Annotated in this window: 14 protein-coding genes; 4 read left to right on the top strand and 10 right to left on the bottom strand. The window is 45.7% G+C overall.

The genetic code is table 11. The features are described 5' to 3' along the window. The 7 genes from tnpA to pheS all read right to left on the bottom strand — a co-directional run. Window positions 1-290: IS200/IS605 family transposase (gene tnpA / locus ACYVGR_RS24580; protein ID WP_460961726.1), on the bottom strand; the 290-nt coding region annotated here is incomplete at its 3' end. 309 nt (window positions 291-599) lie between these two features. Further along, window positions 600-1,550, bottom strand: a complete 951-nt coding sequence (locus ACYVGR_RS24575) for a tryptophan-rich sensory protein (RefSeq protein WP_460961724.1) — start codon at window positions 1,548-1,550, stop codon at window positions 600-602. 13 nt (window positions 1,551-1,563) lie between these two features. After that, on the bottom strand, window positions 1,564-2,646 hold the full coding sequence (locus tag ACYVGR_RS24570) for an SDR family NAD(P)-dependent oxidoreductase (RefSeq protein WP_460961722.1): 1,083 nt from the start codon (window positions 2,644-2,646) through the stop codon (window positions 1,564-1,566). 181 nt (window positions 2,647-2,827) lie between these two features. Then, window positions 2,828-4,153 (bottom strand): DUF937 domain-containing protein, encoded by a 1,326-nt coding sequence (locus tag ACYVGR_RS24565; RefSeq protein WP_460961720.1) that lies wholly within the window; start codon window positions 4,151-4,153, stop codon window positions 2,828-2,830. Between the two features lie 153 nt (window positions 4,154-4,306). After that, entirely contained in the window at window positions 4,307-4,495 is a 189-nt protein-coding gene (gene xseB, locus ACYVGR_RS24560; protein WP_182461003.1) for an exodeoxyribonuclease VII small subunit, read from the bottom strand. Window positions 4,496-4,576: 81 nt separating this feature from the next. After that, window positions 4,577-5,779, bottom strand: a complete 1,203-nt coding sequence (locus ACYVGR_RS24555; RefSeq protein ID WP_460961718.1) for an exodeoxyribonuclease VII large subunit — start codon at window positions 5,777-5,779, stop codon at window positions 4,577-4,579. Window positions 5,780-5,871: 92 nt separating this feature from the next. Beyond that, the gene (gene pheS / locus ACYVGR_RS24550) at window positions 5,872-6,915 is read right to left on the bottom strand and encodes a phenylalanine--tRNA ligase subunit alpha (protein ID WP_460961716.1); all 1,044 of its coding nucleotides are present in this window, start codon (window positions 6,913-6,915) and stop codon (window positions 5,872-5,874) included. A gap of 356 nt (window positions 6,916-7,271) precedes the next feature. Between pheS and ACYVGR_RS24545 the strand changes: the two genes are divergently transcribed. Further along, complete coding sequence (locus ACYVGR_RS24545) at window positions 7,272-7,703, top strand: LytR/AlgR family response regulator transcription factor (RefSeq protein WP_182461006.1); 432 nt, start codon at window positions 7,272-7,274, stop codon at window positions 7,701-7,703. Window positions 7,704-7,955: 252 nt separating this feature from the next. After that, window positions 7,956-8,375 carry a LytR/AlgR family response regulator transcription factor gene (locus tag ACYVGR_RS24540; RefSeq protein WP_182461007.1) on the top strand — a complete coding sequence of 140 codons (420 nt, stop codon included), beginning with the start codon at window positions 7,956-7,958 and terminating at the stop codon, window positions 8,373-8,375. A 128-nt stretch (window positions 8,376-8,503) separates the two neighbouring features. Here ACYVGR_RS24540 and ACYVGR_RS24535 read toward each other — a convergent pair whose 3' ends face one another. Then, entirely contained in the window at window positions 8,504-9,175 is a 672-nt protein-coding gene (locus tag ACYVGR_RS24535; protein ID WP_460961713.1) for a porin family protein, read from the bottom strand. 227 nt (window positions 9,176-9,402) lie between these two features. Between ACYVGR_RS24535 and radA the strand changes: the two genes are divergently transcribed. Further along, on the top strand, window positions 9,403-10,788 hold the full coding sequence (gene radA / locus ACYVGR_RS24530) for a DNA repair protein RadA (RefSeq protein ID WP_460961711.1): 1,386 nt from the start codon (window positions 9,403-9,405) through the stop codon (window positions 10,786-10,788). 82 nt (window positions 10,789-10,870) lie between these two features. On the opposite strand, the gene ACYVGR_RS24525 is transcribed toward radA, so the two are convergent. Then, window positions 10,871-11,065, bottom strand: a complete 195-nt coding sequence (locus ACYVGR_RS24525; RefSeq protein WP_460961709.1) for a DUF1572 family protein — start codon at window positions 11,063-11,065, stop codon at window positions 10,871-10,873. Between the two features lie 215 nt (window positions 11,066-11,280). Between ACYVGR_RS24525 and ACYVGR_RS24520 the strand changes: the two genes are divergently transcribed. Continuing rightward, window positions 11,281-12,159: an alpha/beta fold hydrolase gene (locus ACYVGR_RS24520; protein ID WP_460961707.1), complete on the top strand. Its 879-nt coding sequence runs from the start codon at window positions 11,281-11,283 to the stop codon at window positions 12,157-12,159. A gap of 42 nt (window positions 12,160-12,201) precedes the next feature. Here the strand turns inward: ACYVGR_RS24520 and ACYVGR_RS24515 are convergent, their stop codons facing one another. Continuing rightward, window positions 12,202-13,050, bottom strand: coding sequence for an RpnC/YadD family protein (locus tag ACYVGR_RS24515; protein WP_460961705.1), 849 nt, complete (start codon window positions 13,048-13,050; stop codon window positions 12,202-12,204). Between the last annotated feature and the right edge of the window lie 32 nt (window positions 13,051-13,082).

The raw sequence follows: 13,082 nt of genomic DNA, 5'->3' as shown, positions 1-13,082 counted from the left end.
ATTGGTTCATGGTACACGAAGTTAAAAAAGTTTCGTGTCCGGATTTTTAGGACCATATCAGCCTTTACATCTCGCACTAAATCAGATATGGTAAGCGTGGGCCTAAAACCAATGAATAAATGAGCATGATCAGGCATGCAATGGATGGCTAATAACTTAGCTCCGCGGTTTTGGACAATGGCGGTTATGTAGCTATGCAGGTCATTCTTGTGTTCACTGGAAATAAGATTTTGACGCCCTTTAACAGCAAAGACAATTTGGACATAAAGCTGGGTATAAGTGTTAGGCATAGTTCAAGGATTTATAATCCTTAGACGGTTGAGGTAAGCGAAAGCATCACAATTGTCCTTACTCAATTGTAAAGTCGATCATATTCAATAGCTAGCTCCGTTAGGAGCGACCCCAATCATAGTAGTAATTCGGTCGCCCCTAAAGGGGCTTTAATTGTGTGCAACTTGAACGAGATTCTATTGACTGGCCACCCCTAGCGGGGTTGAATGCTCATTAGTCAACGAGGCCTTATAAGCAAAAGCCCTAAACCACAAAAAAGCGCACCCTCACCGTAGTCAGGATGCACTTTGTAATGAATGTAACGTCCCTTAATCCAACCCTTCAGCTTCTATAGGTTTCATGCGCTCGCGGGCGATTTCGGCCTGATGAGGCTCTCTGGTTTCAACGGGGCCTGCCAGTACTTCGGCTTCAGCATCGTACACAACAAAGTTGTCGTAGTCGTGAAATTTGCCTTTGGGGAGCCAGTAAGCCAGTAAAGCGGCATAAGCCGTTGCCAGTGCACCAGCTGTTTGTCCAACAATAGGCTCTTTCGACCACTGTCGGCTGGCTATTCCGGCAAAACCAGCTACAAATGGGAGCATGTACCACGGATCATTCAGCCGTCGGGCAATGAAATAGCCTGCCAGTGCTGTAGTGGCCAGAATACCTGCTGATATAGGCTCATCGCGTTCTTCATCGGGTTTCCAGGCATTCAGCGTTAGTATTGTGTTGGGCGTGCCCACAACGGTAGCGGCCGTGAGCCAGCCTGCATAAAGGCTGACCGGAATGCGAAGGTATTTTTCAGGCGAGGGCACATCGGTTTTACCGATTTCCAGGCTCTGGTGTAACGCCAACGCTGCGGGTAGATTAAACTTCGTAGTGAGGTCGGAAATAACGATACTCCGTGGATCATTCTCCGAAAAGAAGCGCCCAAAAATGGCGTTGAGCGACCAGCTAGCCCACCACCAGGGCAACGCCTTTTCGTAGCGGGGATTATGCTCCTGCGAAGGCAATGCCTGGTGTACTAATAGAGCCGTCAAACCGGAGTAAATAGTAGACCACACAGCACCAAAGGTCCATCCTGCCGGAACGATCATGTTCTTTTCAAACACTTGCTCATATTCTACTGGTACATCGTATTCGTAGGCCAGTCCGCCTTTTTCGGCTTCTTTTCGAGCCTTACTTTCCTGTCGTGCCCGACTGCTCGATACGGTTGTGTAAATAATACTGCCAACGGCGAAGGCGGCTGTCGCAATTCGCCAGAATGAAGAGTTTTTCATGCGGTATAGTCAATTAGGCAGCTACTTCCTCTTCCACATCTTCTGCTTTCGACACAACCTTTTCAGCTTTGGCCTTCGTGTTCTGGTAGGCATCAACTACCGAATCGACTACGGTATCCAATAGGGACGAGAACGTGTCAGACAATGTAGCGCCCGCCGATTTCGCTTTGTACTTGTACTTTGCCTTTTTGAAATCGCTTGTATTCTTGTAGCCAATTGTTAATGCGATTCCGGCAATCACCGCAATACCGAAACCAATTCCCCAGGCTAATGAAATTTTGGGTTCGTTTTCGTCGGGCTCTGGTTTTTGCTTCATCTTATCGCGCATAACGGCCGCCAGGGTTTCTTGTGGCGCTACATAGGACAACACCTCGTACGATTTATTCTTCAAACCACCCGGAATAGCTTTGGACTTGCCCGCCATAAGCGCATCATAACCAGCTTTGGCAACCATAACCGGGTCTTGCACCTCATCGGTTACTTTGGTATTCTCGGCACCCGCTTTAAAGAAGAAGTCGGTGTCGGTCGCGTTTGGTAAAAGCGCCGTGATGGTTACGTTAGTATCTTTTACTTCGTTGATAAGCGACTGGGTGAAGTTGTAGACATACGCCTTCGTGCCTGCATAAACGGCCATCAGTGGGGTAGGCGTGATGGATAGTAAAGAAGCCAGGTTGAGTATTTTGCCCTCGTTGCGCGCAAGCATGTCATACAGAAAAAGCTTCGTCATCTGCGTCAGTGTCAGGACGTTGAGGTGAATCATCGCTTTCTCTCGTTCCCAATCAGTATCAGTCGCAAAGAGACCGTATAAACCTACGCCCGCATCGTTGACCAGCACATCGACGGCAAGACCTTTGGCTTTTACCTGATTGTAGACATCCTGTGCAGCGTCTTCAGTCGCCAGATCTTTACCGATGACCGTAATCTCCTGGGTTCCGTAGTTGCTTTTAAACACATCGGCTAACCGATCCAACTTATCGTCGCTTCGGGCCACCAATATTAAGTTATAGCCATCCTGAGCAAACAGTTTAGCGAGTTCCTGGCCAATGCCACTAGAGGCACCGGTGATCAGAGCAGTTTTTCCTGTTCCTGTGTTCATAACCGTTAGTTGTTCGTTACTACCCGTTATGAACTGTGACCGCCAGAAGTTGTTTTGAGAAAATAGATAGATTTCTAAACATGCCTGACTGAATTGGCTAAAAGAGTGGGTCATAAAAAAGCCGTTCCTGTGCACAGGAATGGCTTTTTTATGATTAAAATCTATTGATGAAAACAGATACTTATTTTACAACTACTTTCAAATCAATCTTTTTGAGGGTTGGTTTGGGAATGCGGGAGGTATCGCCTTTGGCCACTCCTGTGCCACGCCCAATGGCATCAATTCGCATAAAATTAATACCCGACGCCATCAATTGCTGCTTGATCTGATTTACCCGCTTAAACGACAAACTTTTGTTAGTAAACTCGCCTGTAGCGTCATTGGCGTACCCAACAAGTTGTATCTGGAGCTGAGGATACGTTTTCAGAATCGTTGCCAATTCATTGACAGTAGCCTGAGCACCAGCCGCCATGGATAGCGAACCGGGTTGAAAGGTTATTCCGGTTAACGGAAATACGCGTCCTTTGGGCAAAGCCGCATTGCCAAGATAAGGCGCTAGTTGCTGCGTTAGGCCACCCGCTGCAACTGCCGATGTAGCCGCTCCCAGTGTAGTTGTTGCTGTGGCTGGTGTGGGCTTAGAGGCCGTTTTCGCTGTTGAGTCTTTAGGAACAGCCAACGATCGCGCAACGGTATCGGTCTGAAGCGTATCCGCCATTGATGTGACATCTATAGCTTCTTCGCCATTCGAATACTTTTGCGTGTTCTGATACAGGTAATAACCACCCACAGCCAGCGCTACAGCGATTAAGGCACCAACACCCCACTTTGTTAAGGTTTCGTTTTCTGAGTCAGAGTCATCGGCAGGCTCGTAGCTGATGGCGGGGCGAGTAACTGTGGTTGTCGTTCGTCCCGACGATTCGGCTGTTGTCCGACGAGCGGGCATAGCTAAGCCAGCTACCACCTGATGCAATCCTACTTTTTCGACGAGTTGAGGCATAAAGTCCTCTGGTACAGCATTAACAAACGCGTCACGCTCGCTGAATAAGGACGCTGCCAACCCGTCGGCATCTAATTTCTGGTCTTTAACTTGCTTCCCCAGCACATGCAGTACGATCGTTGTCGTTAACCCTAACAAGCCAATGGACGATGAATTGCGAATGCCAGCATAGCCCGAAATCATACTGCCAATTGAGCTTTTCATGGCGGGCAACAGATGGCTGATCACATCATTCCCCTGAGTAATAAGCGTGTTTGTGAGGGCAGCGTCTTTTAATACAGCCGGCAGATTTTCAGTCAGGCTGCCGTCATACCGTCCTTTCTGTATATGATTGTAGAGCTGATTAACGCCAATTTCGCTGGTTGTGCGTTTCATCAGTCCACCTATAATGGTATAGACAAGCCCGTTAACGGCTTTAGTGGTTTTTTCGGTGGGTTCGTCGATGTATGTAGCGATACGCGACAGAACGTCCGAGTTTAATACATTCGTTAGATTGGCAAATAAATTCATATAATCAACAGACTCAATCAGGCAGAAAATAGGTGCTTATCGCTTACATCACAACCAAAACCGGGTCTCTAAGCACCATCGAAGTTTACATTGGGGATAAAATTAGGCAAGGTTTAGCAAAGGTCGCGCATGCCAGAATAATAAAATACCGATTTATCGTTTGGGTAACCTTTCTATAACTTCCTGATACTCCGTCTCCACAGCCCGAAGCCGTTCCTGACAGAAGGTAATTAGGTCGGAAGCCAGCCTGATTTTGCCCGGTAATTCATCAAGCGGCACCTCGTCATTCTCTATTTCGTCGACCAGCGTAGTCAGTTGGTCATAAGCTTCCTGATAAGTCATTCTTTCTGTAAAGTTGAATAGTCATACAGTTGTATGGTTATAAAGTTTATATACCGTTGCCGTTGCAATACCTGTATGACTTTATAACTCTATAACTTTAATACCAATACTGCCATCGTGCATTTGCACCTGGAGCGTTTCATTGGGTTGGATGGTAGCTGTTTGGGTGAGTATCCGACCGTTGCGAAGCAATAAAGCGTATCCCCGGCGAAGCACGTTCGCTGGGTCGAGGTGACGCAACGTAACGGCTTTTTCGGTTAAGTCGGTATGGCGTTCGCGAAAGTAGGTATGGCCTACGAAGCGTAACCGTTCTGTTTCCCGATCTAAATTCTCCCGAGCCGTTTGTAGTGCTTCGCGAGCAACCATTCGTACTCGTTCGTGTAACTGGAGAAAGGCTGCTTCAAACTGCCGATTGTGCTCAATCAAAAAAGCGGCTGCTTTAGTAGGCGTTTTTACACTCTGATGGCATAGTAAATCGGTAATGCTCACGTTTCGCTCGTGACCAATGCCCGCCAGAATGGGAATCGGGAACCCAGCTACTGTTTCGCCCATCAAATACGTATCGAACGAACCGAAATCTAATCGTGAACCACCACCACGCACGATGACAACAGCATCATAAGCTACTTCACTCGTTCGAATGCGCTCTAATTGGCCACAAATTGCCCGTTCGGCCCCTTGTCCCTGTACCTGGGTTAAAAACTCATCGACTACAAAATCGTAGCCGAATGGGTTTTGTGCCAGCTCGTGTCGAAAATCACGCCAGCCATCCGAATTCGGAGCTGTAATCAATGCCACTCGCTGAAAGACAACGGGCCGTGCTAACAACTGATTGGCTGTAATGTATTGGCCGGCTTCGACCCAGATAAGGTCGGGGTGATTCTTGACCAGTGAATCGAGAACCGCCTGCCGTTCTCGTTCCAGATTGCCCAGCGTATAGGATGGGTCAATTTTTAAAATTTCCAGACGTAACCCATATACTGGGCTAAAGCTCACCGATACCAGCAGTAAGAGCTGGATGTTTCGGGCAAAAGCTACCCCAGTGGCCTGTTCAAAGGCACTAATGGTATGATAATTTCGTCGCCAGATACAGGCATCGAGTTTAGCCAAGGTTTCGCGTCCGGCAGATTCACGTTCTACGAGTGTTAAAAAGCAATAGCCTCGATCTGGATAATTCTTAATATCGCTCGTTTCGGCCACGACCCACACAGCCTTCTGTCCGAAAGCTTCGTCAATGACGGCTTCGAGCGTAAACGCTAAATCAGAAAGGCGGATGGGAGACATGGTTAATGAGTGAATGAGCGAATGAGTGATTGAGTGAATAAAAATGTGCGTCAGCTATTCACTCAATCACTCATTCACTCATTCGCAATTGGTTAAAGTCCTTCAAACTGACGGAGGAAACGCACGTCGTTTTCGGTGTATAGGCGCAGGTCGTTTACCACATATTTTAGCTGGGTGATGCGCTCAATGCCCATGCCAAAAGCAAAGCCTGTGTATTCTTCAGGGTCGATGCCGCAGTTAGCAATCACCTGTGGGTCAACCATGCCCGATCCGGCAATTTCGACCCAACCCGAATGTTTACAGATGTTGCAACCCTTACCGCCACAAATCTGACAGGAAATGTCAATTTCTGCGCTGGGCTCTGTAAAGGGGAAGTACGATGGACGGAAACGAATTTGGGTTCCGGGTTCAAACATCTCCTTTACGAAATGATAGAGCGTGTCTTTCAGGTCTTTGAATCCTACATTTCGATCAATGTAGATACCCTCAACCTGGTGGAACATACAATGCGCCCGCGCCGAAATGGTTTCATTTCGATAAACACGTCCCGGCATAATAGACCTGATTGGAGGTTTCTGCCGTTCCATCAGCCGAATCTGTACATTGGAAGTATGCGTCCGCAGCAGCATGTCGGCCGAAGTCTCGCCTGAAGTGGCTTTTTCGACAAAAAACGTATCCTGCATATCGCGGGCCGGGTGATTGTCGGGGAAGTTGAGCGCCCCAAAGTTGTACCAATCCGACTCGATCTCGGGCCCATCGGCAACGTTAAACCCGATCCGTTCAAAAATCTGAATGATCCGTTGGCGGACCAGAGTGAGCGGATGTTGCGTACCCGTTAGATTCGGAATCGTAGGGAGAGTCAGATCGACAGGGGGAGCGCTATTGGCCGATGCCCGCTGTTCGTCAATGAGTTGACTGAAGTTGTCAAAGCGCTCCTGGGCCAGGTTTTTCAGGCCATTCAGCTCTTGCCCAACAGCCCGACGATCGGCTTGTGGAACACTTTTGAGTTGTTCGAACAACTCCGTAATGACGCCTTTACGGCTGATAAACCGCATGCGGAACTGCTCTAATTGTTCCGGCGATGTAATGTTATATTGATCAATCTCGAGGTGGAGATCTTTTACTTTATCCAGCATACGCTACTCGTTTCGCTATTCGCTTTCACAAAGGTAGGCAAAACTGGGAAGAGCGTACGAATGAGTTGAAGAAGACTCTGAGTGAGTCAGGCCAGTTCGCGTAAAAAACGGGAAAAATTGTACTGGTCAGTGAAATTAGCTATTTGTTGATTAAGTGGTAAATCAATGCTGACTATTAATAAGTTATAATAATATGTGTAATTATATGACTGCGATTTACTAAGTAGGACTGATTCTTGTAGATTGATTCCATAGAGAATGAGTGATAGCTAGTTAATTCGGCATTTAAATCTGCAAACTAATCGGCTGACTATCAACTCATAAGTAGTACTAATCATACATATAACCAGACGATTATGAACGCATTCGCTAACGACTCTATTTTCGACACACTGTCCATGCCTTTCCACAATAGTGTGGAAAAAATTGCCGATTCGACCTGTTTGCAGAAATTGCTCATTCCATTTTATGACCGCAAACGCACAGTATCTGTCGATGAGATTGTACGATTAGAAGGATGCGGTAACTATACCAAATTTTTTCTGAAAGATGGTACCAAAATGTTGGTATCCCGTACGCTAAAAGAATACGAAATTTTGCTTGATGGTCAGGCATTTGTCCGGGTGCATAAATCCTGCATTGTAAATCTTGGTTTTGTACGGAAGTTTTTCGTGAAGAAAGAAGGCGAACTTGAGTTGACTGATGGACAGCAAGTAAAAATATCACGTCGGCGTGCGCAAATGTTTATCGATCGTATTCGGACTTTTCAGCCTGTGGCTCTAAGCTAGTTGAATTAGCGGGGTTTTTCCGAAAACTATAGCGCAAATTCACAGCCTGCTTTACTACGTAGTTTTACGCAATAGGGTGGGTAAATCCACCCAAATAATACACAGATTTTATCTGTAACGACCTGATTAATAACTGGTTACCTCTACGTGAGGGCCCTTATTGATCAGGTCGTTTTTTTTCAACCAGCACGCTTCAAGTAGTTTTGTTTCGCTAATCAGGAACTAAAAAACGAACCAAAACTACTCTCTACTATGGAAGCTAAATTATTTTCATCTGCCCAACCACTTTCCGTTGTCCCTCATTTTCCTTCTTCTTATCAGCGTAGTGCCCAACGCATTGCATTACCTTATCTGAATCGGACAATTTTTATTTCGGTGGATGATATTTTGTGTTTACAAGGAGAGGGGAATTATACGTTTCTGCACACCCGAGATCGGAAACGATTTTTAGTGTCAAAAACGCTTAAAGAATTTGAAAAAACATTAGATGGATCGATGTTTTTACGCATTCACAAATCATATATTGTCAATCTGGCTTACGTACAAAAAAGCATCTTTACACGGGATCGTCAGGTACGCTTAGCTGATGGTCGTGAAGTAGCCATATCTCGTCGTCGAATGAAAGATATCTCGTTCCAATTGTCGCAATATTGGCAACGGCTATACAATTAAGATGAAATTCGTTGATGTAAATCGATTCTAAGATTTAACGGGTTAATTTGAAAGAAACAACCGTTGCTGCAAACTCCTTTAAGGAGCGGACAGCAACGGTTTGTTTATGTAAGGAAGTGACTTACGACTTAGAACAGACGGTAAGCCAGCGTAATTTGCCAGGATTTCATACCCTGACTGAATTTGGCACCGCTATCTTTAATTTCGGCAATATCCGAAATGTTGCCCTGATAGCGAACATCGAGTCCAAAAGAACCAATATCCAGACCACCGCCTACCTGATAGCCGTAATAAGCCTGCGCCCAGGCGTCGTTTAAAGAACCTTTGGTGTATTGATTAAGCGCATCGCCCAAACTCTGGTTATCATTGATTCGGAAGGAAGCTACCGGACCGGCTACTATGCGTATGGGGCCACCTTTAATCCCGAGGAGCAGCGGTACATCGAAGCTGGTTGTTTTTATGGTTGACGTCTCGGTCTGACCATTTCGAATAACACTGAACGAGCCTGAGCGTGTAGAATATAACAACTCAGGTTGTATGAACAGGTTACGCCCAAATCGCGCATATATTCCGAAGGACGTTCCCATTTTGCTGTCCAGACTGGCCTGTAAATTATTGCGGAAAGTCTGACCATCAACACTTACGTTGGGCGAGCCGTTGGCGTTTGTTCCGGTAGAGACAAAATCGCCGAAGGTAAGCTTGGAGAGATTTATCCCTCCCTTAATACCAATCTGGAAGCCTTGAGCAAATGTGAATGCAGGCAAACAAATTAGGGAAGTAAAAAGCAGGATTTTTTTCATAGCTGGCTGTAAAATAATAGTGCTGTTTGTTAAACGTGAATCGGGGTAATACGGTACAGAAAGTCAACTTATTTCGAGTAAACGGCGTTATAGTTAATGTATAGTGCCCAATGAATAATGCATAATTGAAGCGCTTCGGAAGCTTTGATTCACAAATGCTTTTGGGGTTTAACCAGCCTATAAATTCATTATTCATTATCCACTATACATTCTTCATTTAACCCCGAATGGCCAAACTAAAAACTACCTATTTCTGTCAGAGTTGCGGACATCAGTCTGCTAAGTGGATGGGGCGTTGTCCCTCGTGTGGCGAATGGAATACAATTGTTGAAGAACTCGTTCAGAAAGACGAACCCGAAAAGGGTGGCTGGCGAAGTCCATCATCAGGACCGGGAGGACTCAAAATTGCGGCTAAACCTAAAGCAATTCATGCCATTAATTATGAAGAACAACCCCGTGTTCGAACTACCGATGCCGAACTGAATCGTGTACTGGGTGGTGGCATTGTAGCGGGTTCATTGGTACTTATTGGCGGAGAACCGGGCATCGGCAAGTCTACACTACTTCTGCAAATTGCACTCAGTCTGGCTGGTATGCGTGTGTTATATGTGTCGGGAGAAGAAAGCGAACAGCAGATAAAAATGCGCGCCGAGCGACTTGATGCACCTACCAGCGATTGTCACGTTATGACCGAGACGTCTACTCAGAATATTTTTCGGACAGTAGAACATTTTGAGCCGGAAGTCTTGATCATCGACTCAATCCAGACGATGCAATCATCGCTGGTCGAGTCTGGGGCAGGGAGCGTTTCGCAGGTGCGCGAATGCACAACTGAGTTCATGAAGTATGCCAAAGAAAGTGGCGTGCCCGTGTTTATGATTGGCCATATCACTAAAGAAGGTTCGTTGGCTGGTCCGAAAGTGCTGGAACATATGGTCGATACCGTATTGACGTTTGAAGGCGATCGACACACCACCTATCGGATTTTGAGGACTACCAAAAATCGCTTCGGCAGTACCGACGAGCTAGGTATTTATGAAATGTTGGGGAGTGGGTTGCGGCAAGTAACGAATCCATCAGAAATCCTGATTTCGCAGCGTGACGAAGCCTTAAGCGGGGTGACAATCGGGTCGATGCTGGAAGGAAACCGGCCACTTATGATCGAAACACAAGCCTTAGTCAGCGTGGCCAATTACGGTACTCCGCAACGAAGCAGCACAGGTTTCGATGCCAAACGACTGAATATGCTTCTGGCTGTGCTGGAAAAACGGGGCGGATTCCGGCTTGGTCAGCAGGACGTATTCCTGAATATTGCCGGTGGCCTGCGTGTCGAAGATCCGGCTATTGATTTGGCCGTTTGTGCAGCAATTGTGTCGAGCTACGAAGACATTGCTATTGCGCCCTCAGTAGCCTTTGCTGCCGAAGTCGGTTTGGGGGGCGAAGTGCGAGCCGTTAGCCGAATTGAGTCGCGCATTGCTGAAGCTGAAAAGTTGGGCTTCAAGAAGATGTTTATCTCCAAGTATAATATGAAAGGGCTGGACACGAAGGATTATAAAATCAGTATCAAGCCTGTATCGCGGTTAGACGAGGTGTTTCAGGGGGTATTGATGTAATAGGAGCTTGTCTTTAAGAGAAGTAATCAGGTTGTATTTTTATCAGTTTATCTACTGGTAAAAACACAACCTGATTATTTTGCTAGATATTCGTCCGTAAAATGTTCTTTGTGTTTGGGCTGTGCAAACTTTTCTTCATTGGTGCTATGCTATTACTTTCTCGGTTGAATTGCCAGAATAGTTTATCATCAGAAACCTGATCGAACGTCTTCTCTCCAAGCAGTTTATAATAGGCAAACTGCTTTTTTATACTGTCTAAATAGGCAGTCGACAACATGTTTTAACTGGTTTGGGTTTACAGCAATCAGCAAGCCGAACGGTGTGCTCTAGTCCTATAATTCTTACTAAATGGCAAGTAGCAACTGCTTTATACAAGAATGATACAATGATCATTAAAACTGATCTAACGGGAAATCTCTCGAAAACCATTACTTGTAGTCATAGTTCTACTATGCAAATAGAATAACTCAACAGAACAAATTTTAACACGTTATGAGCTACATTAAAGCAGGTACGGATGCGTCTGGCAACGACATCAAGCTTTTTTATCAGGATTTGGGTACTGGTGCGCCAGTCGTATTAATTCATGGATGGCCGTTGAGTCACGAAATGTGGGATTATCAACTGGCCGAATTGCCCGCTCACGGCATTCGTGTTGTTACGTATGACCGTCGGGGGTTTGGTAAATCGTCGCAACCCTGGGATGGTTATGATTATGACACACTGGCCGACGACCTGAAAGCTGTACTCGATGAGTTAGACCTGCAAAATGTGACGCTGGTTGGTTTTTCGATGGGCGGGGGCGAAGTAGCCCGATATATGAGTCGTCATGGCGGAGCGCGGGTAGCTAAAGTAGCGTTTATCAGTGCCGTAACGCCTTATTTATTGAAAACCGATAATAATCCGGATGGTGTTGATCAGGACGTTTTTGACGATATACTGACTAATTTACAGAAAGATCGTGCTGATTTCCTTAAAACGTTTGGCAAACAGTTTTATGGCGTAAATCTGGTCAGTCAGCCTGTTAGTCAGGCGCACCTTGACGGTGATTTTGCCCGCGCCTACGTGGCTTCGCACAAGGCCACAATTGAATGCGCCAAGTCATTCTCATCAACCGATTTCCGCGATGATCTGGCTGAAATTCAGGTTCCTGCCCTAGTTATTCACGGCGATTCGGATAAAACGGTGCCCATTGAAGCATCGGGCGAGCGTACAGCTAACGCACTGCCAACGGCTCAGTATATCGTCTATGAAGGGGAGCCACACGGCCTTTTTGTAACCCAGAAAGATCGCCTGAATGAGGATTTGCTTTCGTTTATTTTAGAGGGCGTGTCGGTGCGTCAATCAGTTGGAACAACAACCTTGTATTAGAGTAGGAGTTTCTCAAGGCTAAGAGTTGTCGGTATAAAATTATTATGCCGACAACTCTTTTTTTAGTGCCTCAACAAAGCTAATAGGGACCTCCGCCAATCGAGCAATTTCACTGATTGATAAAGCTGTTTCTCTAAGTAGGTTCGAGACTACCAATTCAATTCCCTGTTTTCTGCCGTTTTCAAGGCCCACGCTAAACCCTAATCGCTCCCCTTTTTTATAGAAAGGATCTTCCTGCTCTTTAAAATATTGGGTTAATTTTTCCATGACTGTTTCTAAAACTGGTTGTAGTTTACGTAGCTGAACCAATACCCGCAATTGACTTATATACCTTTCAAACGCTAACGATCCTGTTGTCGTTTCATAAATTCGATTGACTATATGTTCCAGAATGGCTTCAGGGGACTTTGTTCCATAATCCGCTAATAGAGCGAATAAGATTTCTTCTGGCTTATCAGAGGTTAGGAATAACTCAGAATTAAACTGATGGAAAGATACCAGATTATAGCGGATAATAGAATCGCCCATGTTGAGCTCGGTGGGCATTTTAGGGAGTTTAGCTCCCATAAATAGCACATATTGTCGAATAGGAAGTCGATAGGCTCTGGCAAGCATGACACAATAATCTCCCATTCGGTATACCATATCAGGATCATCAGCTACCTGAAATTCCAGATGAAGAATAAATGTTTTTCCATCTGCGTCGCGTATACGTTTTAAGGCGTCAGGTTTACGCTCTTTAGTATGTTGAAGATCGTCGGGTAGTTCTTCTGATTCGACTGGATAAATGTGTAAAAGACGCTTAAGTAGAGCAGGAATAGCGGCTTCTAAGTTCTCTTTAACAATCTTATCGTATTGACTAATCGAAAAAGTTTTACGGCGAGACTTCATAGTTCCATAAAGGTAACTAAAAAATCTGCAAA

The sequence above is a fragment of the Spirosoma litoris genome (assembly GCF_054776755.1).
This window is presented reverse-complemented; position numbering and strand designations above follow the sequence as displayed.